Source organism: Kiloniellales bacterium, from assembly GCA_030066685.1.
Classification (GTDB): Bacteria; Pseudomonadota; Alphaproteobacteria; order Kiloniellales; family JAKSBE01; genus JAKSBE01.
In genome coordinates, this window is sequence record JASJBF010000032.1 from 154576 (window position 1) to 180771 (window position 26196).

Annotated in this window: 25 protein-coding genes and 1 tRNA gene; 5 read left to right on the forward strand and 21 right to left on the reverse strand. The window is 68.3% G+C overall.

The features are described 5' to 3' along the window. Positions 1–32 precede the first annotated feature (32 nt). The 3 genes from QNJ30_18925 to QNJ30_18935 all read left to right on the forward strand — a co-directional run bounded on the left by QNJ30_18925 (position 33) and on the right by QNJ30_18935 (position 2950). Positions 33–1712, forward strand: coding sequence for an FAD-dependent oxidoreductase (locus QNJ30_18925; GenBank protein MDJ0945547.1), 1680 nt, complete (start codon positions 33–35; stop codon positions 1710–1712). Further along, on the forward strand, positions 1712–1915 hold the full coding sequence (locus QNJ30_18930) for a DUF2783 domain-containing protein (protein MDJ0945548.1): 204 nt from the start codon (positions 1712–1714) through the stop codon (positions 1913–1915). Before QNJ30_18925 ends, QNJ30_18930 begins: the two co-directional genes overlap by 1 nt. Positions 1916–2002: 87 nt before the next feature. Continuing rightward, positions 2003–2950 carry a ribokinase gene (locus tag QNJ30_18935; protein ID MDJ0945549.1) on the forward strand — a complete coding sequence of 316 codons (948 nt, stop codon included), beginning with the start codon at positions 2003–2005 and terminating at the stop codon, positions 2948–2950. Between the two features lie 31 nt (positions 2951–2981). Here the strand turns inward: QNJ30_18935 and QNJ30_18940 are convergent, their stop codons facing one another. The 6 genes from QNJ30_18940 to ggt form a co-directional block, all read right to left on the reverse strand. Continuing rightward, positions 2982–3416, reverse strand: coding sequence for a universal stress protein (locus QNJ30_18940; protein MDJ0945550.1), 435 nt, complete (start codon positions 3414–3416; stop codon positions 2982–2984). Between the two features lie 76 nt (positions 3417–3492). Then, positions 3493–4287: an ABC transporter ATP-binding protein gene (locus QNJ30_18945; protein ID MDJ0945551.1), complete on the reverse strand. Its 795-nt coding sequence runs from the start codon at positions 4285–4287 to the stop codon at positions 3493–3495. Beyond that, positions 4284–5186, reverse strand: coding sequence for an ABC transporter permease (locus tag QNJ30_18950; protein ID MDJ0945552.1), 903 nt, complete (start codon positions 5184–5186; stop codon positions 4284–4286). Before QNJ30_18950 ends, QNJ30_18945 begins: the two co-directional genes overlap by 4 nt. A gap of 28 nt (positions 5187–5214) precedes the next feature. After that, positions 5215–6180 (reverse strand): ABC transporter substrate-binding protein, encoded by a 966-nt coding sequence (locus QNJ30_18955; protein ID MDJ0945553.1) that lies wholly within the window; start codon positions 6178–6180, stop codon positions 5215–5217. A gap of 173 nt (positions 6181–6353) precedes the next feature. Continuing rightward, entirely contained in the window at positions 6354–6629 is a 276-nt protein-coding gene (locus QNJ30_18960) for a hypothetical protein (GenBank protein ID MDJ0945554.1), read from the reverse strand. Positions 6630–6769: 140 nt separating this feature from the next. Beyond that, on the reverse strand, positions 6770–8719 hold the full coding sequence (gene ggt, locus QNJ30_18965; GenBank protein MDJ0945555.1) for a gamma-glutamyltransferase: 1950 nt from the start codon (positions 8717–8719) through the stop codon (positions 6770–6772). 224 nt (positions 8720–8943) lie between these two features. Between ggt and QNJ30_18970 the strand changes: the two genes are divergently transcribed. Then, complete coding sequence (locus QNJ30_18970) at positions 8944–10488, forward strand: trimethylamine methyltransferase family protein (protein ID MDJ0945556.1); 1545 nt, start codon at positions 8944–8946, stop codon at positions 10486–10488. Positions 10489–10504: 16 nt separating this feature from the next. On the opposite strand, the gene QNJ30_18975 is transcribed toward QNJ30_18970, so the two are convergent. The 14 genes from QNJ30_18975 to QNJ30_19040 all read right to left on the reverse strand — a co-directional run bounded on the left by QNJ30_18975 (position 10505) and on the right by QNJ30_19040 (position 24407). Further along, entirely contained in the window at positions 10505–11005 is a 501-nt protein-coding gene (locus QNJ30_18975) for a DUF427 domain-containing protein (GenBank protein MDJ0945557.1), read from the reverse strand. A gap of 7 nt (positions 11006–11012) precedes the next feature. Continuing rightward, entirely contained in the window at positions 11013–11579 is a 567-nt protein-coding gene (locus QNJ30_18980) for a glutathione peroxidase (GenBank protein MDJ0945558.1), read from the reverse strand. Positions 11580–12108: 529 nt separating this feature from the next. Next, positions 12109–12184, reverse strand: a tRNA-Lys gene (locus tag QNJ30_18985). A 75-nt stretch (positions 12185–12259) separates the two neighbouring features. Continuing rightward, positions 12260–12907, reverse strand: coding sequence for a TIGR02466 family protein (locus tag QNJ30_18990; protein MDJ0945559.1), 648 nt, complete (start codon positions 12905–12907; stop codon positions 12260–12262). 116 nt (positions 12908–13023) lie between these two features. Beyond that, positions 13024–14175: a rod shape-determining protein RodA gene (gene rodA / locus QNJ30_18995; GenBank protein ID MDJ0945560.1), complete on the reverse strand. Its 1152-nt coding sequence runs from the start codon at positions 14173–14175 to the stop codon at positions 13024–13026. A 10-nt stretch (positions 14176–14185) separates the two neighbouring features. Next, a complete protein-coding gene (gene mrdA / locus QNJ30_19000) occupies positions 14186–16114 on the reverse strand; it encodes a penicillin-binding protein 2 (protein ID MDJ0945561.1) in 1929 nt (642 codons plus the stop codon). Positions 16115–16124: 10 nt separating this feature from the next. Beyond that, positions 16125–16634: a rod shape-determining protein MreD gene (mreD, locus tag QNJ30_19005; GenBank protein ID MDJ0945562.1), complete on the reverse strand. Its 510-nt coding sequence runs from the start codon at positions 16632–16634 to the stop codon at positions 16125–16127. Further along, positions 16631–17509 carry a rod shape-determining protein MreC gene (mreC, locus tag QNJ30_19010; GenBank protein ID MDJ0945563.1) on the reverse strand — a complete coding sequence of 293 codons (879 nt, stop codon included), beginning with the start codon at positions 17507–17509 and terminating at the stop codon, positions 16631–16633. Before mreC ends, mreD begins: the two co-directional genes overlap by 4 nt. A gap of 132 nt (positions 17510–17641) precedes the next feature. After that, complete coding sequence (locus QNJ30_19015) at positions 17642–18682, reverse strand: rod shape-determining protein (protein MDJ0945564.1); 1041 nt, start codon at positions 18680–18682, stop codon at positions 17642–17644. A 163-nt stretch (positions 18683–18845) separates the two neighbouring features. Then, on the reverse strand, positions 18846–20429 hold the full coding sequence (locus QNJ30_19020) for a 2-isopropylmalate synthase (protein MDJ0945565.1): 1584 nt from the start codon (positions 20427–20429) through the stop codon (positions 18846–18848). 292 nt (positions 20430–20721) lie between these two features. After that, on the reverse strand, positions 20722–21570 hold the full coding sequence (locus tag QNJ30_19025; protein MDJ0945566.1) for a phytanoyl-CoA dioxygenase family protein: 849 nt from the start codon (positions 21568–21570) through the stop codon (positions 20722–20724). A gap of 203 nt (positions 21571–21773) precedes the next feature. Next, a complete protein-coding gene (ilvC, locus tag QNJ30_19030) occupies positions 21774–22793 on the reverse strand; it encodes a ketol-acid reductoisomerase (GenBank protein MDJ0945567.1) in 1020 nt (339 codons plus the stop codon). A 115-nt stretch (positions 22794–22908) separates the two neighbouring features. Then, positions 22909–23871 (reverse strand): SMI1/KNR4 family protein, encoded by a 963-nt coding sequence (locus QNJ30_19035; protein ID MDJ0945568.1) that lies wholly within the window; start codon positions 23869–23871, stop codon positions 22909–22911. Between the two features lie 266 nt (positions 23872–24137). After that, complete coding sequence (locus QNJ30_19040; protein ID MDJ0945569.1) at positions 24138–24407, reverse strand: DUF6356 family protein; 270 nt, start codon at positions 24405–24407, stop codon at positions 24138–24140. Positions 24408–24544: 137 nt separating this feature from the next. Here QNJ30_19040 and QNJ30_19045 point away from each other — a divergent pair, with 137 nt between their 5' ends. Next, the gene (locus QNJ30_19045) at positions 24545–25006 is read left to right on the forward strand and encodes an Lrp/AsnC family transcriptional regulator (GenBank protein ID MDJ0945570.1); all 462 of its coding nucleotides are present in this window, start codon (positions 24545–24547) and stop codon (positions 25004–25006) included. A gap of 14 nt (positions 25007–25020) precedes the next feature. On the opposite strand, the gene QNJ30_19050 is transcribed toward QNJ30_19045, so the two are convergent. Next, the gene (locus QNJ30_19050) at positions 25021–25959 is read right to left on the reverse strand and encodes a transposase (protein MDJ0945571.1); all 939 of its coding nucleotides are present in this window, start codon (positions 25957–25959) and stop codon (positions 25021–25023) included. Positions 25960–26196 lie beyond the last annotated feature (237 nt).

The window sequence follows — 26196 nt, forward strand, 5'->3', positions numbered from 1 at the left end:
GAAGAATAGCCTTCTCCAGCGGCGCAGGTGACATGCCGAAGACCTATACCAACCCCGTCTATCCCTATCTGCGTTCGGTCGATCAGGATGCCGACGCGCCCGCTCACCATCCGGTGATCGTCGTCGGCGCGGGGCTGGTCGGTCTGACCGTGGCGGTCGACCTGGCGACCCGGGGCATCGCCTCGGTGGTGCTTGACGACAACGATACCGTCAGCTACGGCAGCCGAGCGATCTGCTTCGCCAAGCGTACCCTTGAGATCTACGACCGCCTGGGCATAGGCGACAAGCTGCGGGCCAAGGGCATCACCTGGAACCTGGGTAAGGTCTTCCTGAAGGACCGGCAGCTCTTCGCGTTCGACCTGCTGCCGGAGGGCGGCGAGGAGAACCCGGCCTTCGTGAACCTGCAGCAGTACTACGTCGAGGAATGGCTGGTCGAACGCGCCGAGGAGACGGGCCTGGTCGACCTGCGCTGGAAGAACAAGGTGACGGGCGTGAGCCCGGACAGGGACCGGGTCGGCCTGCAGGTCGAGACGCCGGAGGGCCCCTACGCACTCACCTGCGACTACCTCCTGGCCTGCGACGGCGCCCGCAGCTTCGTCCGCGAGGCCCTGGACCTGGAGTTCAAGGGCCAGGTCTTCCAGGACCGCTTCCTGATCACCGACGTGCTGATGAAGGCGGACTTCCCGACCGAGCGCTGGTTCTGGTTCGATCCGCCCTTCAACCCCGAGCAGTCGGCCCTACTGCACCGCCAGGCCGACGACGTCTGGCGTATCGACCTTCAGCTCGGCTGGGACGCCGACCCGGAAGCCGAGAGCCAGCCCGAGCGCGTGGTGCCGCGGCTGAAGGCCATGCTGGGCGAGGACAAGGACTTCGAGCTGGAGTGGATCTCGGTCTACACCTTCCAGTGCCGCCGCCTGGAGCGCTTCCGCCACGGCCGGGTGTTCTTCCTCGGCGATTCGGCGCACCAGGTCTCGCCCTTCGGCGCCCGCGGCGGCAACGGCGGCGTTCAGGACGCCGATAACCTGGTCTGGAAGCTGGAGGCCGTGCTGCGCGGCGCGGCGCCGGCGGCGTTGCTGGAGAGCTACGATGCCGAGCGCGTCCCGGCGGCCGACGAGAACATCCTGAACTCGACCCGAGCGACCGACTTCATCACGCCCAAGAGCGCGGTCAGCCGCGCCTTCCGCGACGCCGTGCTCGAGCTCGCCGAGACCTGCCCCTTCGCCCGCGGGCTGGTCAACAGCGGCCGCCTCTCCCTGCCCTACGACGCCGTCGACTCACCGCTCGCCGCGCCCGATGGCAAGGCCTTCGGTGGCCGGGTCCGGCCCGGCGGCCCCGCCGCGGACGCCCCGGTCGAGACCGCCGAGGGCCCGGGCTGGTTGCTGCGCCACATCGGCCCCGGGTTCACCCTGCTGTGCTTCGCCGAGGACGGCGAGCCTGCGGGCCTCGAAGCGCTCCAAGAAGAAGGGATCCGGGTGCTGCGCCTGGCCCCAGAAACGGGCGGCGACGGCAGGCTGCCGCGCCTTGTCGACCGCGAGGGCCTGGCGGCCCGGCGCTACGATGCCCGGCCCGGGACCTGGTACCTCTTCCGCCCGGACCAGCACCTGGTCGCCCGGGGCCGCCGTCTCGATCCGGCCGCCGTCTTGGCCGCCCGGGACCGCGCCTTGGGGCGACGGGCGCCCGCGGCGGACGGCGACGCGATGGGGGTCGCCTGATGGCCAAGCTCTCGACCGAGGCCCGCCTGGCGCAGCCGGACGAGCTCTACGCCCGGCTGATCGAGGCCTACCGCGACCTGGACGAGGCGGAGAGCCACAAGTTCAGTGCAAAGCTGATCCTCTTGCTTGCCAACCACATCGGCGATCCGGAGGTCCTGGAGGACGCCCTGGCGATCGCCCGGGGCGAGGCGGGCGGGACCTGATAACGCCGCCCGGCCCGGGAACTCTGGGTTTCCGCCCGGCCGAAGTCTGCTAACCTGCCGGCAAGGAATCAGGGGTAAGAGGGGTCCATGATCGTCGTATTCGGCTCACTGAACGCCGACTTCTTCATGCAGGTCGACAAGCTGCCCCAGCCCGGCGAGACGGTGCTGGGCGGGCGCTACTTCCTGGTGCCCGGCGGCAAGGGTGCCAACCAGGCCCTGGCCGCCGCCCGGGCAGGCAACGACAGCCAGGTCTGCATGGTCGGCAAGGTCGGCAAGGACGAATGGGGCGACTTCGCCACCTCCCTGCTGCGCGAGGACGAGGTCGACGTCGCCAACGTCGGCCGCGGCGAGACCGGCACCGCCTGCGCCTCGATCATGGTCGACGACCAGGGCGAGAACGCCATCGCGGTCGCCAGCGGCGCCAACCTGGAGGCCCGGGCCGATCAGGTTCCCGACGAGCTGCTCGGGCCGGAGACCTGGCTGGTCATGCAGATGGAGGTCACCGCCAAGGAGAACTGGGCGCTGATCGATCGCGCCAAGGCGGCCGGGACCAAGATCCTGCTGAGCGTCGCCCCGGCGGCGCCGGTGCCGGCGGAAACCCTGGCCAAGGTCGACATCCTGGTGGTCAACGAGATCGAGGCCCGCATGGTCGGCGAGGCCGAGAAGATCTTCGTCGAGGACACCGCCGAGATCGGCGAGACCCTGGCCGCCCGCTATGGTCTGACCTGCATCGTGACCCTGGGCGGCGAAGGGGCCGCCGCCTACAGCCCCGAAGGGGTCCTGGCGGTGGCGACCCTGCCGATCACGCCGGTCGACACCACGGGCGCCGGCGACGCCTTCGTAGGCGGCCTTGCGACCGCCCTGGACGAGGGCAAGACCCTGCAGGAGGCCCTGCGCTTCGCCGCCGTCACGGCCGGCCTCTGCTGTGTCCGGGAGGGCACGCAGTCCAGCTTCGCCCGGCGTGCGGAAATTGACGCCGAGCTGAAGAAGGTCCTGCCGGCGCAGATCGTCGGCGGCTCCGGCATGGTGAGCTGAGCACGCCGCACCGCTCGGAGGCAGAGGGTCTTCAGGGCACGATCAGGCAGGGGCAAGGCGCCTGGACGGTAACCTTCTGGGCCAGGCCACCGATGCCCTGAGCCGGCGCCCCGCGGCGGCCGAGGACCATCAGATCGGCCTTGAGCCGCCTTGCCGCCTCGACGATCCGCTTCACCCGGTCGCCTTCCGCGCTGAGGGTCGAGATCAGACCGGAGTCCAGCCCGCTCTCCTCGGCATGGCAGGAGGCAGCGCCGAGGATCTCCCCGCTCAGGCGCTCCATGACCTGCTTCGGCTTGGCGCCGGGATCGGCGACCGCCTTGATCACCTGCTCGGCGATCGCCGGGACCTGCACGACATGGGTCAGGATCAGCTCCGCCTCGTGGATCACCGCCAGCCTTGCCGCCGTCTCGACTGCCTTCAAGGCCGGCTTCGAGCCGTCGACCCCGACCAGAATCCTCCGAAACATCGCTTTCCCCGAAGCTGAGACCGACGGCATGGTCGCCGACCCGCGGAGTCCGGGTCAAGCTTCGGTGATGGAGGCCTCAGTCCAGCAGCAGCTTGTCGCTGTCGAGCTCCTCGCCGCGGACCCTGGAGAAGAGCGCCATCAGGTCCGGGACGCCGAGCTGCAGGCGCTCCGGCCCCTTGACGTCGAAGACGATGCGGCCTTCGTGCAGCATCACGGTGCGCGACCCGAAGGCCAAGGCCTGGCGCATCGAATGGGTGACCATCAGGGTGGTCAGGCGCTCCGCCTCGACCAGGTCGCGGGTCAGCTTGAGCACGAAGTCCTGCATGCGCGGATCGAGCGCCGCGGTGTGCTCGTCCAGGAGCAGGATCTTGGTCGGCCGGAGGGTCGCCATGATCAGGCTCACCGCCTGGCGCTGGCCGCCCGAGAGCAGGCCCATCAGGTCGCCCAGGCGGTCCTCCAGCCCCAGGCCCAGGCGGGCGATCTTGTCGCGGAACTCGGCCCGGCGGGCCGCGTCGAGGGCCAGGCCGAAGCCGCGCCGCGCGCCCCGGGTGGCGGCCAGGGCCAGGTTCTCCTCGATGGTCAGGCCCTCGCAGGTCCCGGCCATCGGGTCCTGAAAGACCCGGGCCGCCAGGGCGCTGCGCCGCTCCGCCGGCCAGCGGGTGACCTCGCTGCCGTCGATCAGGATCCGGCCCCGGCTCGGCGCCACGTCGCCGGTCAGGCAGTTCAGCAGAGTCGACTTGCCGGCGCCGTTGGAGCCGATCACGGTCACGAACTCGCCGGCTGCGATGTCGAGGCCAATGCCCTGCAGGGCCCGGGTCTCCATCGCCGTGCCCGGGCTGAAGGTGACCTCGAGGTCCTCGACGCGGATCATCGCGCGCTCGCCCTGGCGAAGAGCGCCTTGATCGGGTTGCGCGCGCCCGGAAGGATCAGGGCCACGGCGACCAGGATCGCGGTCACCAGGTTGAGGTCGGAGGACTGCAGGCCCAGGACGTCGGCGTTCAGGGCCAGGGCGATGGCGATGCGGTAGAGCACCGAGCCCATGACGCAGGCGACCACGGCGATGACGATGATCCGGCTGCGCAGCACCACCTCGCCGACGATGACCGCGGCCAGGCCGACGACGATGGTGCCGGTGCCCATGGTGATGTCGGCGAATCCGTTCATCTGGGCGAAGAGCGCCCCGCCCAGAGCGACCATGGCGTTGGACAGCGCCATGCCGAAGTAGGTGCTGCGCCCGGTCGCCACGCCCTGGGCCCGGGCCATGCGCGCATTGGCCCCGGTGGCGCGCAGGCCGAGGCCATAGTCCGAGGCCAGGAAGCGCGCCAGCAGCCCGCCGGCCGCGAGCACCACCGCCAGGGCGAAAAGCGGCTTCAGGTAGAAGCCCGGCAGGCCGAGGCCCTCGAAAGGGGTCAGCACGGTCGGCTCGGTGATCAGGGCGAGGTTCGGCCGGCCCATGATCCTGAGGTTGATCGAGTAGAGCGCGATCATGGTCAGGATCGAGGCCAGCAGGTGCAGGATCCTGAAGCGCAGGTTGAGGAAGGCCGTCACCACCCCCGCCGCCGCCCCGGCCAGCATCGCCACCCCGGTCGCCAGGTAGGGATTCGTGCCGACGACGATGAGGGCCGCAGTCACCGCCGCGCCCAGCGGGAAGCTGCCGTCCACGGTCAGGTCCGGGAAGTTGAGCACCCGGAAGGACAGGAAGACCCCCAGGGCGACGAGACCGTAGACCAGGCCGATCTCGAGCGCCCCGAGGAAGGCGATCTCGTTCATGCCGCAGACGCCCGGCCGGCCCCGGCGGCTACTTCACGACGGTCTTGGCGCGCGCCACCACGGCCTCGGGCAGGGCCACGCCCATCTTTTCGGCCATGATCGGGTTGACGTGCAGCTCGGTGATCTCGACGCCCTCGACCGGAAGGTCGCCTGGCTTTTCGCCCTTGAGGATCCGGACCACCATCTTCCCGGTCTGCCGGCCGATGTCGTAGTAGTTGAAGCCCAGCGCGGCGACGGCGCCGCGCGGCACCGAGTCGGTGTCGCCGGCGTAGACCGGAATCCGGTTCTCGACCCCGACCTTCACCACCGCTTCGAAGGCGGAGACGATGGTGTTGTCGGTCGGCACGTAGATCGCGTCGACCTTGCCGACCAGGCTCTGGGCCGCGGCCAGGACCTCGGCGGACTTGGGCGCCGGCGCCTCCACCACCTTGAGGCCGTGGTCGGGGGCGTGCTTGCGGATCAGCTCCAGCAGGATGACCGAATTCGCCTCGCCGGGGTTGAAGGGCACGCCGATGGTCTCGGCCCGGGGCGTTATCTCCTTGATCAGCGCCATGTGCTTGCCGATCGGCGAGAGGTCCGACATGCCGGTGACGTTGCCGCCCGGCTTGTCGAGGGAGCCGACCAGCTTGGCGCCGACCGGGTCGGTGACCGCGGTGAAGACCACCGGGATGTCCTTGGTCGCGGCGACCACGGCCTGGGCCGAGGGAGTCGAGATCGGCACGATGACGCTCGGCTTCTCGCCGACCAACTTGCGGGCGATCTGCGCCGCGGTGCCCGGATTGCCCTGGGCGCTTTCGTAGGTGAAGGTCAGGTTCTTGCCGACCTCGTAGCCGGCTTCCTTGAGCTCGTCGCGGACCCCGTCGCGGGTCGCGTCCAGCGCCGGGTGCTCGACGATGGCGGTGGTGGCGACGTGGATCTCCTGGGCCAGGGCGCCTCCCGCGACCATGGCCGAAAGCAGGAACGCAGCGGCCCCTGCCGCAATCTTTCCCCTCATGTCCTTCCCTCTCCAATCTGCCTGGCGGAACCGGTCGCCGTCCCGGCCTCGGCCGGTCGTGCGGCGCCGGGCGCCGCCTCCTATGCTTGGCCGCAGATTAGCCCCCGGTCACCACTCTTGCCATGCCCAAGAGTGGCGATCCGGAGGAGATCCTCCCGCGGGCGCGGGCTGCTTCAGCGCTTGTCGGTGACCAGGCAGTCGTATTCGTAGATGCTGAGGCTGGGATCCTCCTGGTCCGGCCGGCGCCGGATGGTCTGGGCCTTCTTGCCCATCTTCGCGCAGTGGAAGCGCGCCGCCGCCTGGGCATCCACCCAGGCCTTCGTCCTCACGGCGACGCTGTCTCGGCCGGCGGCAACGACTTCCGGTTCGACGTATTCGGCGTTTCCGCAGGCGGACAGGGTGAAAAAACCAAGGACAAGGGCGAAAGCGTAGCCAAGGCGCAATTGCACGATGGATTCCCGGCGTCGTTCAAGACAGGACCTGACACCGAGAGAAACACCCGGGCCCGCCTTTGCTTCCACCAGAAGCCGGCCGGCCCGGGCGTTCGAGCTATGCCAGGCACTCCATTAGGAACGCCGGACCGCCGCTGTCAATCGTCGTCATCGTCGTCGTCGCCCGAGGCGGCGGTCTCGAGCGATCTCACCCCGCCGATCCGGCGCCTATCGGCCGCGCCGAACTGGATCTTGTCGCCGTCGATCACGACGGCCTGCACCGACCCGATCACCCGCAGGCGGCTGTCCGCCAGGTTGTGGCCGAGGGCCTTGAGCTCTTCTATGACCTCCAGGTCGAAGCCCGCCTCGAAGGTCGGCGAGCCGCCGGCGCTGGTCTGGGAGATCCGGGGCGCGTCGACGGCCTCCTGAACGGTCCTCTCGTGGTCGATCAGGTTCATGGTGGTGTTGACCACCGAGTTGATGATGGTCGAGCCGCCGGGCGAGCCGTAGGCGGCGACCGGCCGGCTGCCCTTGAAGACGAGGGTCGGCGACATGCTGCTGCGCGGCCGCTTGCCGGGGGCAGCGTCGTTGGCGCCCGGGTTGAAGTTGTCGGAGTCGGGGTCGAAGGCCGGCACACGGTTGAAGTCGGTCAGCTCGTTGTTGAGCAGGAAGCCCCAGCCCGGGACCATCAGCCCGGTGCCCCAACCGGATTCGATGGTGTTGGTGTAGGTTACGATGTTGCCGTCGCGGTCGACGATCGTGAAGTGCGTGGTGTTCAAGCCCTCCTCCGGGTTCTCTCGGGTCGCGGCGAACTGCACCTTGGGCGGCAGGCCGGCGCTGTCGAAGGGCCGCGGATCTCCGGCCTCGACGTCGTCCTGGCGGCCGTCCGGATCGATCAGAACGGTGCGGGTTGCGATGTAGCCGTCGCTGATCAGGCCGCGCGAGGGCACCTCGACGAAGTCGTCGTCGCCCATCCAGACGGCGCGGTCGGCGAAGGCCAGGCGCATGGCCTCCATCATGACGTTCAGGGTCCGCGTCGAGCCGAAGCCGAAGCCTTCGGACTCGTCGCCGATCGGGAAGCGCTCCAGGGCCTTGAGGATGTAGATCACCGTCAGGCCACCCGACGACGGCGGCGGCATGGAGACGATCCGGAAGCCCCGATAATCGCCCTCGACGGGCTCGCGGACCGCGACCTCGTAGCCGGCGAGATCGGCCGGGGTCATGCGGCCCTGCAGCCGCGCCTGATCCTCAGGCGAGATGTTCTGCAGGTTCCCCGCATCGTCGATGAAGGTCTGACGCGTGTTGAGTTGGGTCGCGACGATGGCCGCGGCGATCGGGCCGCTGTAGAAGGCGTTCGGGCCATCCTCCGCCAAGGTCCTCAGCGTCTTGGCCAGATCGGGCTGGACCAGGAGATCGTTTTGCACCAGGCCGATGCCGCCCGGGGCGAAGACGGCCCGCGCCTCGTCGTAGGCCGCCTCGCCGGGTTCGTTCGCGAGCCGGCCGCCGGGCGCGATGGCGCCGGCGATGCTGTCCTCGAGACGCGACGACACCCGGAAGCCCTCTTCGGCCAGCTTGATGGCCGGCTGCAGGATTTCCTTGAAGGACTTCTCGCCCCACATCTCCTGGGCGAGCTCGATGCCGCGCACCATGCCCGGCACGCCGACACCGATGCCGCTGGTCGAGCGGATCGAGAAGCCGAAGGCATTCCCGTTGCTGTCCAGGAACATGTCCGGAGAGCCCGCCGCCGGCGTCGTCTCCCGGGAATCGATGACGAAGGTCTCCTTCTCGTCGGCGAGGTGGATCATCATGAACCCGCCGCCGCCGATACCGGAGGATTGCGGCTCGAGGACATTGAGCGCGAAGGCGACAGCGGAGGCCGCGTCGATCGCGTTGCCGCCCTGGCGCAGGATCTCCGCACCGACCTCGGCCGCCGCGGGCTCGCTGGTCGTGACGACGCCGCCGCGAACCCCTGGAATGCCTAAGGATTCGCGCCCTTCGGAGTCGGCGAAGGCAAAGCCTGGCAGGACAGTCAGCGCGACGCCCAGGGCAAGGAGAGTCCGGCGCTCGCGCCGAAAAGCCGTTTTCACCCAATCCGGAACAAAGTTCATCGTCTGCCCCCTGCTGGTTGCGGAGTCCGGGCGGGTACGACCCGACCCCTCGGTAGAAAATGCCGGCTTCAACTCTGGATCAGGTTGCAGCGCGACGCAACGCCGCGATCGGAGGAACACGCGAGACATGACGGCTTCGATCGATCGATCGGCAAATCGCGAGGGCGAATTCGCGTTCCCTGAGGCCACGAAAGCTCCTAACGTGAAGCGCGAAAGGGTATGCCATGGAAGGAGCCAGAGGTCGGAGGACCCGCGGCGCGGGCGCTCGGCGGCGCGCCGCGGCGGCGCCGGCCGCTTTCCCCTGGCGGCAACTTCGCAATCCCTATCCACCGGTCGAGATCCTGACCGAGGATCAGGTCGAGGCGATCCACGAGGCCTCGCTGAAGGTCCTGGAAGACCTCGGCCTGCGGATCCTCTTCGACGAGGCCCGCGCGCTCCTGCGCGCAGCCGGCGCCGAGGTCGATGAGGGCAGCCGCCGAGTCCGCTTCGACCGCGGGCTGGTCCTGGAGGTGATCGCCAAGGCGCCCTCCACGGTCAGGCTGCACGCCCGCAATCCTTCACACGACGTCGAGGTTGGGGGCGACAAGCTCGCATTTCTCACCGTCGGCGGCCCGCCCAACGCCAGCGACCTGGAGCAGGGCCGGCGCGCCGGCAGCCTGGCGGATTTCTGCGACTTCATCCGCCTGGCCCAGCACTTCGATGTGATTCACATCGTCAACCAGCCGGTCGAGGCGGTCGACGTCGAGCCGCGGTTCCGCCATCTCGAGACCTCCTTGGCCATGCTGACTCTCTCCGACAAGGTGCCCTTCGTCTTCGCGCGGGGCCGGCAGCCGGTGGCCGATGCCCTCGAGATGGTGCGCATCGCCCGGGGTGTTTCCGTCGAGCGGTTCCAGCGCGAGCCGAGCGTCTACACGGTGATCAACACCAACACGCCGCTGCAGATCGACGTCCCCATGGCGCGCGGCATCATCGACATGGCGCGGGCCGGGCAGCTGATGATCCTGACCCCCTTCACCCTGGCCGGTGCCATGGCGCCGATCACCCTGGCCGGGGCCCTGGTGCTGCAGAACGCCGAGGCCCTGGCCGGCCTCACCCTGTCCCAGGTCGCGCAGCCGGGCGCACCGGTCGCCTACGGCGGCTTTACCTCCAACGTCGACATGAAGTCGGGCGCGCCGGCCTTCGGCACCCCGGAATACGCCAAGGCGGCCATGGCGGGCGGCCAGCTGGCGCGCCGCTACGGCCTGCCCTACCGCTCCTCGAACGTGACCGCATCCAACGCGCCCGACGCCCAGGCCGCCTACGAATCCGAGATGGCGCTCTGGGGCGCCTTGCTGGGCGGCACGCATCTCCTGATGCACGGCGCCGGCTGGCTGGAAGGCGGTTTGACCGCCTCCTTCGAGAAGTTCGTGCTCGACGTCGAAATGCTGCAGATGATGGCGGCCTTCTTCGAGGAGATCGAGGTGACCCCGGAGACCCTTGCGCTGGACGCAGTGCGCGAGGTCGGGCCGGGCGGGCACTTCTTCGGCGCGGCACACACCATGACCCGCTACGAGACGGCCTTCTACGCGCCGCTGGTCTCGGACTGGCGCAACTTCGAGACCTGGCAGGAGACCGGCAGCCTGGATGCCACCCTGCGTGCCAACCGGATCTACAAGCAGGTCCTGGCCGATTTCGAGCCGCCGCCGCTCGACCCTGCGATTCGCGAGGAGCTAAAGGCCTTCGTCACCCGCCGCAAGGCCGAAGGTGGCGCCGAGCTCGACGGGGCCTGAAGGGGCGCCGCCGGCTTTACCAGCCGAAGGTGCCCGGCCCGCCCTTGAAGGGGCCGGCGATGCGCGCAGTGATCCAGCCGCCGTAGAAGTCGCCTTCCTGCGCCTTCACCCGCTCCTCCCCGACCCAGCAGGACTCGACCCGGGAGGCGTAGAAGGCGAAGTGGTCGCGGATCGCGGCGAAGGCGGCGCTCGGCTCGGGATAGCTCCAGGCCACGCGCTCGGCGCGCTGGCCGCTGGGCAGCTCGAGGCTCCAGTAGCCGGCCCGGCCCTTGTACTCGCAATGGGAACGGCCGGGAGCGGGCACCAGGAACTCCTGGACGACCGAGTCCGGCGGAAAGTAGTAGACCGGCGGATGGCTGGTCTCCAGCACCCGGAAGCCCGCCTCGGTCTCCGCCACCACATGCCCGGCGAAGACCACACGCAGCCGTTCGGCGACGGGCTCGAGCCGGGGCGGACGGGGATAGTCCCAGACTGATTCGATCGGTGGCGCGGCGTCGCCCTGGACGGGTCCGGTCATGCCGGGCTTAGCCGCTGGCCGCCGGGGCGGCGGGCAGGTGGGCCTCGATCGCCTCGATCACGGCTTCGGCGTCCGGCCGGGTTTGGGTCGGGAACCAGGTGACCAGGCGACCGTCCGGCGCCACCAGGTACTTGTGGAAGTTCCAACGCGGCGTCGCTTTGGGGCCCAGCGTCGTCTCGGCCCAGCGATAGAAGGGATGCGCCTGCGCACCCCGCACGCGGACCTTCTCCGTCATCGGGAAGTCGACGCTGAAGTTGACCTCACAGAACTCCTTGATCTCAGCCTCGCTGCCCGGCTCTTGGCCGCCGAAATCGTTGGACGGCACGCCCAGCACCACCAATCCGCGGTCCCGGAAGCGCTCCCAGAGCGCCTGGAGGTCGCCGTACTGCCGGGTGAAGCCGCAGCGCGAGGCCGTGTTTACCACCAGCACCGCCTTGCCGGCGAAGCGCTCCAGCGGCAGGGCCTCGCCCTCGATCGAGGTGAAGCCGAAGGCGTGCGCCCCTGGCGGCTCCTCGCTGAGCGCCTGCAGGGGCAGGAGGGCGAGGACGGCAAGGACGAGCGGTGCGAATCGCATGGTGAAGCTCCGCGTTCGGGAGGCTAGGGCATCGATCGAAATATTTACCTGTGGCAAGTTTTACGCAAAGGCCGGCGGGTCGGATGTCACCGATATCACATGCCGAGGGCGAAAAAGGGACCGCGGCTAGTCGGGTTGCCGCGCCCGGATGCCGCCGGCGCCCGGGCCTTTGCAGGCCGGGGATCGGTGCCTTGGCGCCCCTATCTCTGCGGTGTTACGCCGAGCCGGCGCCCGGCCTCGAGGAAGCTCCCGACGTTGCACCTTGCCTGGAGAGGAGAGCGCTCGATGAGTTTCCGGCGTTCGGGGTCGCGTTCCGGTCCGGCGGATCCTCCGCCGCCGGATCAACGGCCATCCGGACCTGCCGCCCGGCAGCCTGGCCAAGGCCGCCGGGAACGCCCGACAAAGCCTCGCGGCCGAAGGCGCGCTAGGCGGATCCCATCCTCGACCGAGCCTCGGAAATCCGCGGCACCCTCCCGACGCAAATCGATCGCGCCCCACCGGCCTAGGGCTCTGATATGTATGGGAAAATTGGTGGGCGCACAAGGACTCGAACCTTGGACCCGCTGATTAAGAGTCAGCTGCTCTACCAACTGAGCTATGCGCCCCACACTGAGGCCGGGTTGATAGCAAGTCCGGGCCGCTTTGGGAAGCCCGAATGCCCGAAAAATCCCCGGGACCGCCTAGGCCTCGTCGAGCGGTATACCGCTCCACAGGGGGCGGCTCATCTCCTGGGTGAAGGCGCTGAACATGATGTTGTAGGCGATCGAGACCCGCTCTTCCTCGCTGCGGTTCACCGGCACCCCGTGGCGCAGGTAGGCCGGAAAGAGGATGAAGCGCCCGGCCTTGATCTCGAAGGTCACCTCGTTGCCGTTGTAGGCGTTGTATTCCGTGACCTTGGGCAGGATCGCGGCGGCCGCCTCGCGCGGGTCGCCAAAGACGATCACGCCCGAGCCCTTGGGCACGCTGACGTAGTAGACCCCGCTAAGGTAGTTGTTGGGGTGGGTGTGGCTGGTGTTGAGGCTGCCCTTGGGGTTGATGTTGGCCCAGCAGGCGGTGATCTCGAAGGCCGAGTAGTCGACCTTCATGAAGTCCAGCGCGCCCCGGGCCGCCTTGTTGATGCCCTCGGTCAGCTCGGCGAAGGCCGGCAGGGTGTGCAGGTTCTGGTCGGTCTGCCAGGTTGCGCCGATGGGGATCTCCGGCCGCGGCGACAGCAGGCGGTCGAGCTGGACCAGGATCTGCCGGTTGAGGCGCTCGGCGACCTCGTCCTCCAGATCGAGGGACCAGATCGGGGTCGGGAAAAGGTCGTGGGCCTTGACCTGCTTGAACACGGCCGAAGACTCCTTCGCGTGCTGGCCGCCGCGGGCGGCCGTGGATCGTTCGGGAGTTTTTAGGGCATCGCGCGGGACTTTTCCATGGGCCCAAGCCCTCCGCAAGCGGGGGCCGGCTAGTCCTCGCCCTGGAGGCCGCGGCGGGAGATCCTGATATCCCGGTGGACGTAGACCGACATCAGGATGCCGAGGCTGCACATCACCGCCAGCAAGGCCGTGCCGCCGTAGGAGATCAGCGGCAGGGGCACGCCGACCACCGGGATCAGGCCGGTGACCATGGCGACGTTGATGAAGACGTAGAGGAAGACGTGGCAGGTGATGCCCAGGGCCAGCAGGCGGCCGAAGTGGTTGCGGGCCCTGAGCGAGATCGCCAGGCCGTAGGCCAGGACGACCAGGAAGAGGCCGAGGACCGTCAGGGCGCCGATCAGGCCGAACTCCTCGGCCAGCATGGTGAAGATGAAGTCGGTATGCTTTTCCGGCAGGAAGTTCAGGTAGCTCTGGGAGCCCTGCAGGAAGCCGCGGCCGCCCATGCCGCCGGAGCCGAGCGCGATCTTGGACTGCAGGATGTGGTAGCCGGCGCCCAGAGGGTCGCGCTCTGGGTCTAGGAAGGTCTTGATCCGGGCGCGCTGGTAGTCGTGCAGGAACTGCCAGGCGATCGGGATCGCCGAGAGGCCGGCGACGAGTATCAGGGCGAACTTCCAGATCCGTACGCCGGCGGTGAAGAACAGCGCGCCGCCGATCAGGATCAGCACCCCGGCGGTGCCGAGGTCGGGCTGCTTGAGCACCAGGCCGGCCGCGGCGAAGATCAGCAGCAGGGGCAGCAGGAGGAAGTGCGGACGCGCGACGTCCTCCTGGTTGAGGCCGTGAAAATACCGCGCCAGGGCCAGGATCAGGGCCACCTTCATGATCTCGGAAGGCTGGATCTGGACAAAGCCCAGGTCGAGCCAGCGCTGGGCGCCCATGCCGATCGAGCCGCCGAGCTCGACCGCGAAAAGCATGGCCAGGGTCGCGAAATAGATCAGATAGGCGTAGCGGAACCAGACCCGGATATCCACGAGAGCCAGCGCCAGCATCAGCAGCAGCCCGGCAAAAAGCCGGATCAGCTGGCGCGAGGCCCAGGGATCCATACTGCCCTGGGCGGCCGAATAGAGCATGACCACGCCGACCGCACCGATGCCGGCGACAGTCAGCACCAGGCCCCAGTTCACCTGCAGGATCTTCTGACCCAGGCTCTGGTCGACGTTGCGCCGGAAGGACGAGTACCCCATGGACATGGCGTCAGCCGCTCGTCTCTTTCGGCTTGGGCGCCGGCAGCGGGGCGTCGGCGACGTCCGGGGTGACCAGCCCGGCCGGATTGCGTTTCTGGGCCTCCAGCAGGATGTCCTTCGCGATCGGCGCCGCCGCCTTGGAGCCGCCGCCGCCGTGCTCGACCACGATGGCGCAGGCGTAGCGCGGCTTGTGCACCGGGGCGAAGCTGACGAAAAGGGCGTGGTCGCGGAAGCGCCAGGGCTTCTCCTCGTTCTTCTTGATGCCGGCCCGGCGTTCCTTGAGGGTGATCCGGCGAACCTGGGAGGTTCCGGTCTTGCCGGCCATCTCCATGCCCTCGATATCGATCCGCTTGCCGTAGGCGGTGCCGCGCCACTCGTTGACCACGGCATCCATGGCCTCGAGCACCTGCTCCAGGTGGTGTTGCGGGATGCCGATCGAAGGATAGCCGTAGGGCGACACCGGTGCCTCGTCCTCGCCCTCGGGCTGCATCACGGGGTCGGGGACGGCAGCGCGCATCACGTGCGGGGTGACCGCGAAGCCGCCGTTGGCCAGGCGCGCGGTCATGGTCGCCAGCTGAAGGGGCGTGGTCAGGACGAAGCCCTGGCCGATCGCCGTGATCACGGTCTCGCCGCCCTGCCAGCGCTCGCCGATGGCGCCCAGCTTCCAGGCGCGCGTCGGCATCAGCCCACTGCGCTCGTTGGGCAGGTCGATGCCGTTCTGGCTGCCGATGCCGAAACGGGTCGCCATGTCGGCGATGCGGTCGATGCCCAGCTGCTTGGCGATGTTGTAGAAGTAGATGTCGCAGGACTGCTTGATGGCGTCGCGCAGGTCCATCGCGCCGTGGCCGGGCTTCTTCTTCCAGCAGTGGAACAGAGCCCGGCCGAGCCGCCACTCGTTGCGGCAGACGAAGCGCTCCTCAGGGCTGATCCCGGCCTCGAGGGCCGCCAGAGCGACCAGGACCTTGAAGGTCGAGCCTGGCGCATAGAGCCCGGTGATCGCCTTGTTCGACAACGGCGACAGCGGGTCGGTGGTCAGTTCGCGCCAGCGCTTCGAGGAGATGCCGACGTGGAACTCGTTGGGATCGAAGCCCGGCCAGGAGGCCAGGGCGTAGATCTCGCCGGAATGGACGTCCATGACCACGGCCGAGGCGCTGCGTTCGGTGCTCAACCGCTCGTAGACGAACTGCTGCAGCTCGGCGTCGATGGTCAGCATCATATCCTTGCCGGCGGTCGCCTCTTCGCGCTCGACCTCCTGCATAATGCGGCCGAAGGCGTTGACCTCGACGTGGCTGCGGCCCGCGGCGCCGCGCAGGTCGAGGTCGTAGGTCTTCTCGATCCCGCTCTTGCCGATCCGGAAGCCCGGCTGCTGGAGCAGCGGGTCGTCGTTCAGCTCGTTCTCGGAGACCGGCGCGACGTAGCCCAGGACCTGGGACATCGCCGGGCCATGGGGATAGTGCCGGACCTGACCGATCTCAATCCCGGCACCCGGCAGGTCCGGCGCGTTGAGCTCGATCCGGCTGACCTCTTCCCAGCTCAGGTTGTCGCGGACCGTGACCGGCACGAAGGCGCGGTTGCGCCGCAGCTCCTTGCGGATCCGCTTGTGGTCGTCCTCGGAGATATCGACGATCTGGCCCAGCGACGCCAGGGTCCGGGCGACGTCCCCCGCCCGTTCGGCGACCAGCACGACGCGGTAGTTGCGCTCGTTGATCGCGACCTCGGTGCCCAGGCGGTCGAAGAGCCGCCCGCGCGGCGGCGGCAGGAGGCGGAGGTTGATCCGGTTGTCCTCGGCCAGGGTCGCGTAGCGGTCCGCTTCGAGCACCTGGAGATAGTAGAGACGCCCGGCCAGCGCCGCGAAGAGCAGCGACTGGCTGCCGGCCACGATCGCGGCGCGGCGGGTGAAGAGCTTGTAGCGCCCCTGGTCGGCGTTTCTCAGGTCCAAGGTTCCGGCCTCACTTGAGCACCAGGCGCTGGGTCTGGGCAAAGATCCAGGCCAGCAGCGGATAGGCGGCGATGGTCGTCAGGTACTGGAACAGCGCCGGGCCGATGTGGACCGAGCGCCCCAGGATCAGGGCGTGCAGACCCCAGGACAGCAGCACCACGCCGGCCCCGACCACGACGAAGCCCGCCCAGACGACCCCGAAGGAGCGGCTCATGAAGAAGCGCTGCTGCGCCACGACGGTCCAGAAGACCGCGAGATAGATCATCGAGCTTACGCCCAAGGCATCCCCACCGAGCAGATCCTGAAGCAGGCCGATCAGGAAGACCACCCAGAAGGGCATGAGATCCGGGCGGTGAACCGCCCAATAGTATATGGCGATCAGGACGATGTCGGGAAAGACCGGCCCGGCGTTCGGGATCTGCAAGGGCACGTGGCTGACCACCACCAGGATGATGATCAGCAGGGTCGGCGTGATCAGGCGGACCGCGGTGTCGACCTGCTGCCAGTCGTTGCCCCTCACGGGCCGGCCTCCGGCCCCCGCTCCGGGCGGCCGCCCAGGATGCCGGGCAGCTTGTAGTCGATCAGGCGAAGGTACTCGATCCGGTTCCAGTCGAAGTGCGGGCGCACCAGGATGGTCTCGCCATCGACCACGGTCACGATCCCGACCGGAATCCCTTTGGGAAAGACCCCGCCGTGGCCCGAGGTGACGATCCGATCCCCGACCTGAACGGCGGTCTCCGGCGGCAGATAGATCAGCGCCGGCGAACTGGAGTTGTTGCCCGCGAGCACCGCCCGCTCTCGGGTCCGGTCGATACGGACCGGAATCCGGCTGTTGATGTCGGTGACCAGGAGGACCCGCGAGGCGCGCTCGCCCACCGCGGTCACCCGGCCGACCAGGCCCTGACCGGTGACTGCCGCCTGGCCCTTGACCACCCCGTCGATCTTGCCGGCCAGCACGAGCAGCGAGCGGACGAAGGCGTTGCTGCTGTCCGCGATCACCCGGGCCGTGACCTGGCCGGCCGCCGGCGCGGCCGTGAAGTTGGAGAGCTCCCGCAGGCCGGCATTTTCGGCTGCGAGCTGCTGGGCGCGCACCTGCCAGGCGAGCAGGCGCTCGTTCTCGGCGCGCAGGGTGGCGTTCTCGGCCCGTAGCGCGGCCATATCCCGGACCTGCTGGATGATGTCGCCGATGGTCTCGACCGGGCTGGCGAAGTGGCTGAGCACGGGGCTGAAGAAGTCCGACACGGCCGTGCGCGCCTGCTCGGCGAAGCGCGAGTCCGCCCGGCTCAGAAGCATGAGCGCGAAGGCAACGGCGATCAGCAGCAGAAACGCAACGCGCTGGCCCCACGCCCCGAAAGGGGACGCCAACCGTAGCACCGAGCTTGGGCGCTTTTTCAAAGGCCTCTCCAGAAGGCGGGATTCGTGGTCACGCGTTCCGGCGCTAAGCTTAGGAATCGTAACGTATATTAATCGTTAACTCTTGAGCAATAAAGCGGCAAGCGCCGCGCGTGGCCTGCGCCGCAATACCCCCTAATAGGGACTGATCAGCACGCCTTTCAAGGTCCGCATCTCCTCCAGGCACCGCCCGGTGCCCAGGGCGACGCAGGACAGGGGATCGTCGGCGATGGTCACCGGCAGGCCGGTGGAGGCGCGCAGGACGTAGTCCAGGTTGCCGAGCAGGGCGCCGCCGCCGGTGAGCACGATGCCCTTGTCGACGATGTCGGCGGCCAGCTCCGGCGCGGTGTGCTCCAGGGCGACCTTGACCGCCTCGACGATGGCCCCGACCGGCTCGGCCAAGGCCTCGGCGATCTGCCGCTCCGAGATGATCAGCTCCTTGGGGACGCCGTTCATCAGGTCGCGGCCCTTGATCTCCATGGTCCGGCCGTCGCCGTCCTCGGGCGGACAGGCGGTGCCGATCTCCTTCTTGATCCGCTCGGCCGAGGCCTCGCCGACCAGGAGATTATGGTTGCGCCGGATGTAGGCGATGATCGCCTCGTCCATCTTGTCGCCGCCGACTCGCACCGAGCGGGCGTAGACGATGCCGCCCAGGGAGAGCACGGCGACCTCGGTGGTGCCGCCGCCGATGTCGACCACCATGGAGCCGCTCGGCTCGGTCACCGGCAGGCCGGCGCCGATCGCGGCGGCCATGGGCTCCTCGATGAGAAACACCCGGCGGGCGCCGGCGGCCTCGGCCGACTCCTGGATCGCCCGGCGCTCGACCGCGGTCGAGCCCGAGGGCACGCAGATGATGACCTGCGGGCTGGCGAAGCTGCGCCGGTTGTGCACCTTGCGGATGAAGTGCTTGATCATCTCCTCCGCGACCTCGAAGTCGGCGATGACGCCGTCGCGGAGCGGCCGGATGGCCTGGATGTTCCCCGGGGTGCGGCCCAGCATCAGCTTGGCCTCGTCGCCCACCGCGAGGACCTGCTTGCGCCCCTTGGCCTCGGCGATGGCAACCACCGAGGGCTCGTTCAGAACGATCCCCCGCCCCTTCACATAGACCAGCGTGTTGGCCGTCCCCAGATCGATCGCCATGTCGGCGGACAGCATGCCCAGAAGACGGGACAGCATTGGGGCGCGACTCTCCTCTGGAGGGGTTCTCGTCGAACGACGCAGACGTGAAGTCGCTGAATAGCCTCGGATTGCGGCTAATGCAAGGCGAAGGTTGGCGCGGGCGGCATTTTCGCCCGCGCCCTTTCGACCCTCTCGGTTCTTCCTTTGTCCGGCCGCGACCTCAGGCGGTCATCGCCGCCGGCGCGTTCCTCTCGCGCTTGACCAGGAGCTTGTTGAGGGCGTTGACGTAGGCCCGCGCCGAGGCGACCAGGGTGTCGTGATCGGCGCCCTGGCCGTTGACCGTCTTGCCGTTCTCCTCCAGGCGGACGGTGACCTCGGCCTGGGCGTCGGTGCCGCCGGTGACCGCGTGGACCTGGTAGAGCTGCAGCTCCGCCTGGTGGGGAAAGAGCTCGCGGATCGCGGCGAAGGTCGCGTCGACCGGGCCGTTGCCGTTGGCCTTGGCCTTGGCCTGACGGCCGTCGATCTCCAGCTCCAGCTCGGCCGTTTGTGGCCCCTTGGACCCGCAGACCACCTGCAGGCCCAGGAACTTGATGTGGTCGTTGTGGCGCAGGACCGCGTCGTCGACCAGGGCGATGATGTCCTCGTCGTAGATGTCCTTCTTGTGGTCCGCCAGGTCCTTGAAGCGGAAGAAGGCGTCCTGCAGCTCGTTCTGCTTCAGATCGAAGCCCAGCTCCTTCAGCTTCTCGGAGAAGGCGTGGCGGCCGGAGTGCTTGCCCATGACCAGCTTGGAGCGGACCAGGCCGACCGATTCCGGGGTCATGATCTCGTAGGTCTCGGCGTTCTTCAGCATGCCGTCCTGATGGATGCCGGACTCGTGGGCGAAGGCGTTGGCGCCGACGATCGCCTTGTTGGGCTGCACCGAGAAGCCGGTGACGGCGGAGAGCGTCCGCGAGGCCCGGGTGATCACGGTGGTGTCGATGCCCGTGGTGTAGGGCAGCCGGTCGTGCCGGGTCCGCAGCGCCATGACGATTTCTTCCATGGCCGCGTTGCCGGCCCGCTCGCCGATCCCGTTGATGGTGCACTCGACCTGCCGGGCGCCGGCATGGACCGCGGCCACCGAGTTGGCCACCGCGAGGCCTAGGTCGTTGTGGCAATGGACGGAGATCACCGCCTTGTCGATGTTCGGCACCCGGTTGCGCAGCATCTCGATCAGGGCGGCGAACTCCGAGGGGATGCTATAGCCCACGGTGTCCGGAATGTTGATGGTCCGGGCCCCGGCCTTGATCGCGGATTCGACGCAGCGGCAGAGGAAGTCGTGCTCGGTCCGGGTGCCGTCCTCGGGCGACCACTCGACGTCGTCGCAGAGGTTGCGGGCTCGCCCGACGCTGTCGATCACCGCCTGATGGACCGCCTCGGGCTCCATCTGCAGCTTGAACTTCATGTGCAGCGGGCTGGTCGAGATGAAGGTATGGATGCGCGGCCGCACCGCCGGCTTCAGGGCCTCGCCGGCCCGGTCGATGTCCTTGGGGGTGGCCCGCGCCAGACCGGCCACGGAGGCCTTCTTGATCCGCTTGGCGATCACGTTGACCGCCTCGAAATCGCCGTTGGAGGCGATCGGGAAGCCGGCCTCGATCACGTCGACGCCCATTTCCTCGAGCACCTGGGCGACGGAGATCTTCTCCTCCAGATTCATCGAGCAGCCGGGCGATTGCTCGCCGTCCCGCAGGGTGGTGTCGAAGATGATGACGCGATTAGGATCGTTGTCCTGATCGGCGCTCTTATCGGCTTTGGGTTCCTGGCTCATTTTAGGGTGTCTCCTCGTCCCGGCCGCCTCGGCGGCCCATCGATCGTCTTGTGCTTGGTCGATGCCCCCTGCCCGCTTGCCGCCGCCGCGGCTGTAGCGATCAGGGGTCGATAAGGAGGAGGAGGCCGAGCTCGGCAGCCAGCCCGAGCGCAAGCACGGCTCCGGCCCCGCTGGGGGCGGCAATGGCAATTCGGCTGTGCGGCGCGGGCGTCATGCCAGAACGAGTACCTTGGAATGCTTCAAAAGACAAGCCCTCGCATGCCGGGGCCTCGTCGGCAGGTAGAGCGTGGCATTAACCACCTTCACCCGCCGCCCGGTCCGCGGCGGTCCAGACCACCGGGAACCAGTCCTCGCGCAGGCGATCGCCGTCCGCCAGGCCGATGTCGGGATAGGGTGGGGAGGTCCGGCCCGGCCGCTGGGTGAAGCGGGCGTCGTCACCCAGCCAGCGGGTCGCGAAGCCCCGCCTTCGGCACGAGCTGACGTTGCCCGGCGCTCCGTGCAGGGTCAGGAAATGGAAGACCAGGACGTCGCCGGGCGCCAGGTCCCAGGACAGGATGCGGTGCCTGCCGAGTTCGATCTCCGGCACCGGCTCGTAGCCCTCGCCCTGGTAGTCGTAGTCGCTGCCGTCGTCGAAGACGCGCGGATAGTAGAGCTTGCCCCAGGCGTGCGAGCCGGCGACGAATCGCGGGCAAACCTCGCGTGGCACCGGGTCCAGGGGCATCCAGAAGCTGACCACCTTGGTCCCGGTCACGCAGTAGTAAGGCATGTCGTGGTGCCAGATCGTCTCCTTGGCGGTCCCGGGCTCCTTGACCAGCAGGTGCTCGTGAAAGATCTGGACCCGGCTGGCCGACATGAAACGGGCGGCCAGGGCCGCAGCCGGCGAATTCAGGATGAAGTCCCGGTATTCCGGGATCCTGGCCCAGTTGCAGTAGTCCTCAAAAAAGCGCCCGCCGCCGCCGTCGAGTTTATGATTGGTGGCGTCTGGGCCCGGCTCGGCCAGGTTGCGCTCGACGCCCAGGACCAGCTTGGCCAGCCAAGCGGCATCGAAGGCCCCGCGCAGCACCACGGCGCCGTCGCGCCGGTAGTCCTCGAGCATTCCGTCGCTAACCAAAGCCTCGGCTGCCATGTCGTCGCGCGCCATGCCTTCGCTCCCCGGTTCCCCGGGTTCATCCTGGGGACACTGGAGAAACGGATCAACTGCGCAGAGTCAAACCTGCGGGTCGCCCACCCCCCGTTGTCATGCCCGGACTTGAACCGGGCATCCATCGTGCCGGTCGCGCCATGGATGGCCGGGTCCAGCCCGGCCATGACATCTTGAGGGGGAACGGCGCCGCCGGCGCCGGGCTAGTTCTTGGTCTTGTCGACCAGCTTGCTTTCCGAGAGCCAGGGCATCATGGCGCGCAGCTTGCCGCCGACCTCCTCGATGCCGTGCTCCGACCAGTTGCGGCGGGTCGCCTTGAAGGAGGGCTGGCCGGCCTGGCATTCGGCCACCCAGTCGCGGGTGAAGCGCCCGGAGCGGATATCGTCGAGAATCCGCCGCATCTCGGCCTTGGTGTCCTCGGTGATGATCCGGGGCCCGCGGGTGTAGTCGCCGTACTCCGCCGTGTTGGAGATCGAGTAGCGCATGTTGGCCAGGCCGCCCTCGTAGATCAGGTCGACGATCAGCTTGACCTCGTGCAGGCATTCGAAATAGGCCATCTCGGGGGCGTAGCCGGCCTCGACGAGGGTCTCGTAGCCAGCCGTGATCAAGGCGCAGAGGCCGCCGCAGAGCACCACCTGCTCGCCGAAGAGGTCGGTCTCGCACTCCTCCTGGAAGGTGGTCTCGATGATCCCGGCCCGGCCGCCGCCGACCGCGGCGCCGTAGCTGAGGCCGATCTCGGAGGCGTTGCCCGAGGCGTCCTGGGCCACCGCCAGCAGGCAGGGCACGCCGGCGCCCTTGACGTACTCCGAGCGCACCAGGTGGCCCGGGCCCTTGGGCGCGATCATGAAGACGTCGAGGTCGCTACGCGGCTCTATCAGGCTGAAGTGGATGTTGAGGCCGTGGGCGAAGGCCAGCGCCGCGCCCTCGCGCATGTTGGGCGCCAGCTGCTCGCGGTAGAGCTCGGCCTGCAGCTCGTCGGGGGTCAGGACCATGACCACGTCGGCCCAGGCGGCCGCCTCGGCCGGGGTCATGACCGGCAAGCCGGCCTCCTCGGCCTTGCGCGCCGAGGCCGAGCCCTCGCGCAGGCCGACCCGGACGTCGGTGACGCCGCTTTCCTTGAGGTTGTTGGCATGGGCATGGCCCTGGCTGCCGTAGCCGATGATCGCGACCTTCTTGCCCTTGATCAGCCCGACGTCGGCATCCCGATCGTAGTAGACGCGCATGGCGGCGCCCTCCCCGCTTTCTTGCTTGCTTTGAATGAACCCCGGCCGCTGGTTCTACTGGCCCGAAAGGCCCGGCGCAACGCCTTTCCGGGCAGGGCTGGCCTGCGGGAAACGCTCAGCGATTGTCGACGGCGAGCCCGGTCAGCAGCAGAAACACCTCCGGCCTCTGCGAGGTCCGGAAGACGCCCTGGCCGCCGAGCACGTCGAGGGCGAGCATGGCACTGAACCAGGCGTTGTCGAGGCTGGCCCCGTATTGCGGACCATCGAAGAAGGGCCAGTTGGGGTCCCGCGCCAGCCGGGCGAGCGGCGCCAGCGCGGCGACGGTGGCCGGTGGCGTGGCCGGCACATCCCAGGCCCAGCGCCAGGTCGGGCCCGCCGCCGACCAACAGCCCAGGGGCAGAACGTGGAAGGAGAGCGCGACGGCCGCCCCGGCCAGGAAATCCAGCCGGCCCGCCTCCGGGTCGTAGCGGTGGCCGTCGAAGGCATCGATCCCGTGGCCCCGGACCAGCTCGGCCTGGGCGGTCTGGAACCGGGCCCGGCAGCGGCCGAGATAGGCGCCGATGCTGGCCGAGGGCCAGGGCCCGGGCCGGCCGGGCTGGTAGGGCGCGACACCCTGCCGACCCTGGGGCACCGCCTCGAAAGCCCTAACGGCCGGCTTCGCGACGTGGAGATCCGGCTCATAGTGAAGCCGCTCCAGGAACTCTCCAAAAGTTGACGCGATATCAATGGCTTCGCCTCGGCCCATCCGGAGAATCGTGACCAGGACGACCGGCGCCCCCGGGCGCTCGCGGTCGAAGGCGAAGGCGTCGCCGCTGCCGTTGGAGCCGAAGAGAAGGAGCCCCGGTGCCCGCTCCGCGGCCCGGCAGGCGCGGTTGTTGTCGCGCAGCGCCTCGACCGGCCAGAGCTGCAGGAAATGCGCGCCGATCTCGCCCCAGCCGCCGTTGCTCTTGCGCAGGAAGGCGCCATAGTCGCCGGGCAGGGCGAAGCCCGCCGCGACCTCGAAGGCGACGATCGCCTCCGGATCGGCCGGGCGCTGCAGGTTGAACATCTCGAAGCGCAGCTCATCGGCCCGAGACATTGGGCACCCCTTCCACTGGCCAGGAATTGACCGAGCCGGACCGGGGTCCAAGCCGCCGGCGATCGGTCGGCACGCAGGATAGGGCAGAGGGCTTTAGGAGTTCCTAGCGGCGGCCAAGGCGGCGACGGCTCCCCCGCGATCCGGGCAGCGCGGAAGTGTGTTGCGAAGCAGGGCTGGAGATCGCGGCCATAACCGTCCTCGGACTCCCGTCGACCGGGGACGGCGCCGGCTCTTGGATCGGATCTTCAGAAGGGACGCGCCGACCGCTACAGGCGCGCCACCGGCACTTCGTCGCCCTCTCGGGCACCGGCCGGCGCACCCACGGGGCGGCGGTGCCGATTGGTGACCATGCGGTCGTGGAGCGCCGAGATCATTGCACTGCCGGTCTTGACGAAGAGAAAGGGCAGGATGGCGTGCACCAGGCAGGCCAGCGCCGCCAGGGCAAGCCTGACCGAGAAACTCAGTGCCACCGCCAGATGCTGGAGGTAGCTCTCGTCGACGGAACGCGGATGCTCGGTGAAGAGGCGATGGATCATGAGGCCCTGCCGCGGTTCGGAAGATGTCGGCAAGGCTAGCCCAAGCTTGATGGAAAAGGCTTGCAAAGATGACCCCAAATTTTGTACCGGTCAGAATAAGATTCTGATAATCCATAATGTGGAAGCAATTCCCTCCAATGGATCGGATCGACCGGAAGATTCTGACCCTGCTCCAGCAGAACTGCGCGCTCTCGGTCGCCGAAGTGGCGGAGCAGGTCGGGCTCTCGGCCAGCCCCTGCTGGCGGCGGATTCAGAACCTGGAGGCCGCCGGCGTGATCGCTCGGCGGGTCGCCCTGCTGGACCGCCAGAAGCTGAACCTCGGGGTGGTGGTCTTCGTGCGCATCAAGACCCAGGATCATTCCCAGTCCTGGCTGGCGGGCTTCGCGGCGGCGGTCGAGCGGATCGACGAGGTGGTCGAGTTCTACCGAATGACCGGCGACATCGACTACCTGCTGCGCATCGTGGTGCCGAGCATCGACGCCTACGACGCGGTCTACAAGCGCCTGATCGGCATCCCCGGCCTGGCCGACGTCTCCGCCAGCTTCGCCATGGAGGAGATCAAGCACACCACCGCCCTGCCGCTGGACTATGTCGGCTAGAGTATCCGTTTTGATCAAGCTCTCTGCTTTGTCCACTTGCGGTTTTCGCGGAGGAGGGCGTTTGCGGTGGTGATGAGTTTTCTCATGACGGCTGTGATAGCGAGCTTTGGCGGTTTGCCGGCGCTGAGAAGCCTTTTGTAGAGAGTTTTGAGGTCTGGGTTGAAGCGTGCGGCGACCAAGGCGGGCATGTAGAGAGCTTGTCGCAAGGTTGCGCGTCCTCCGCGGATATGGGCTTTGCCGCGCCAGGTTCCCGACTGCCGGACGACCGGGGCCAAGCCTGCGAGGCTGGCGGCCTGCCTGGCCTGGAGTGTTCCCAGTTCGGGCATTTCTGCGAGCAGGGTCGTAGCGGTGGTGCTGGAGATGCCTGGCAGGCTGATCAGGATCTCAAAGCGCCGGCGCAGGTCGGGATCGGTTTGGACCAGCTGATCGATGGCGGCATCGAGGGTTTGGATCTGCCTATCGATCTGCCTGAGGCGCAGGGCGAGCTGGCGCTTGATGAGCGGGAGGCGGGCGATCTTCTGACGGTTCCTAGCGGCGGTGCGATCTTTGACCAAGGCCCGTCGGGCCAAGTTCAGGTCTCTCAGGTCGGCGAGTCTCTGGCTGGCTGGTGGTGTTTGCGGCGGCTGCAGTGCGATCCCCATGCGCGCGAGCATGGCGGCGTCGACCCGATCGGTCTTGGCGAGCACGCCGATGGCTTCGGCGAAGCGCCGGGCTTGGCGAGGGTTGACCCTGGCAAGCGGCAGGCCGGCCTGTCCGAGGACGCTCTCGAGCAGGCGGTGGTAGGCACCGGTGGCCTCATAGACGACCCGCGCGACCGGGTCACGGCCGATCCAGGCGATCAGGGCGCGGCAGCCCTTCTTGTCGTTGCTGAAGCGCTTGGCCGTGCCCTCAGGCAGGCGATGTGCGTCGAGCCGGTCTTTGGAGATATCAATGCCGATGGTAGTCTGGGTCATCTCTTCCATGTCCTGTGCTTGTCATCCGGGCCTCACGGTCCCTGGTATCCGTTCAGGCCTCATGGAAAAGACGGGGCGACCCTACTCTAGCTCGGCCCTCTGACGGCCAGCATTATCCCGGTCCGACCCCGCCACCGCCGGCGAGTGGCCACTCTCCGGCGGTGGCCCATCTTCGCCCGATGGGCCGAACCTGTCATAAGACAGGCATTATCCGATCAGATGGAATCGCTTTGCGAT

Excerpts from the sequence above, each read along its gene's own strand:
- QNJ30_18930 (MDJ0945548.1), top strand. The coding sequence starts at position 1,712 with ATGGCCAAGCTCTCGACCGAGGCCCGCCTGGCGCAGCCGGACGAGCTC.
- rodA (MDJ0945560.1), bottom strand. The coding sequence starts at position 14,175 with ATGGGGTACTCGTCCTTCCGGCGCAACGTCGACCAGAGCCTGGGTCAG.
- QNJ30_18945 (MDJ0945551.1), bottom strand. The coding sequence starts at position 4,287 with ATGATCCGCGTCGAGGACCTCGAGGTCACCTTCAGCCCGGGCACGGCG.
- QNJ30_18980 (MDJ0945558.1), bottom strand. The coding sequence starts at position 11,579 with ATGCGATTCGCACCGCTCGTCCTTGCCGTCCTCGCCCTCCTGCCCCTG.
- QNJ30_18935 (MDJ0945549.1), top strand. The coding sequence starts at position 2,003 with ATGATCGTCGTATTCGGCTCACTGAACGCCGACTTCTTCATGCAGGTC.
- QNJ30_19020 (MDJ0945565.1), bottom strand. The coding sequence starts at position 20,429 with ATGAGCCAGGAACCCAAAGCCGATAAGAGCGCCGATCAGGACAACGAT.
- QNJ30_18950 (MDJ0945552.1), bottom strand. The coding sequence starts at position 5,186 with ATGAACGAGATCGCCTTCCTCGGGGCGCTCGAGATCGGCCTGGTCTAC.
- QNJ30_19045 (MDJ0945570.1), top strand. The coding sequence starts at position 24,545 with ATGGATCGGATCGACCGGAAGATTCTGACCCTGCTCCAGCAGAACTGC.
- QNJ30_19015 (MDJ0945564.1), bottom strand. The coding sequence starts at position 18,682 with ATGCTGTCCCGTCTTCTGGGCATGCTGTCCGCCGACATGGCGATCGAT.
- QNJ30_18940 (MDJ0945550.1), bottom strand. The coding sequence starts at position 3,416 with ATGTTTCGGAGGATTCTGGTCGGGGTCGACGGCTCGAAGCCGGCCTTG.
- QNJ30_18925 (MDJ0945547.1), top strand. The coding sequence starts at position 33 with ATGCCGAAGACCTATACCAACCCCGTCTATCCCTATCTGCGTTCGGTC.
- QNJ30_19035 (MDJ0945568.1), bottom strand. The coding sequence starts at position 23,871 with ATGTCTCGGGCCGATGAGCTGCGCTTCGAGATGTTCAACCTGCAGCGC.
- QNJ30_19050 (MDJ0945571.1), bottom strand. The coding sequence starts at position 25,959 with ATGACCCAGACTACCATCGGCATTGATATCTCCAAAGACCGGCTCGAC.
- QNJ30_19025 (MDJ0945566.1), bottom strand. The coding sequence starts at position 21,570 with ATGGCGCGCGACGACATGGCAGCCGAGGCTTTGGTTAGCGACGGAATG.
- QNJ30_18955 (MDJ0945553.1), bottom strand. The coding sequence starts at position 6,180 with ATGAGGGGAAAGATTGCGGCAGGGGCCGCTGCGTTCCTGCTTTCGGCC.
- QNJ30_18970 (MDJ0945556.1), top strand. The coding sequence starts at position 8,944 with ATGGAAGGAGCCAGAGGTCGGAGGACCCGCGGCGCGGGCGCTCGGCGG.
- ilvC (MDJ0945567.1), bottom strand. The coding sequence starts at position 22,793 with ATGCGCGTCTACTACGATCGGGATGCCGACGTCGGGCTGATCAAGGGC.
- QNJ30_19040 (MDJ0945569.1), bottom strand. The coding sequence starts at position 24,407 with ATGATCCATCGCCTCTTCACCGAGCATCCGCGTTCCGTCGACGAGAGC.
- ggt (MDJ0945555.1), bottom strand. The coding sequence starts at position 8,719 with ATGAACTTTGTTCCGGATTGGGTGAAAACGGCTTTTCGGCGCGAGCGC.
- QNJ30_18975 (MDJ0945557.1), bottom strand. The coding sequence starts at position 11,005 with ATGACCGGACCCGTCCAGGGCGACGCCGCGCCACCGATCGAATCAGTC.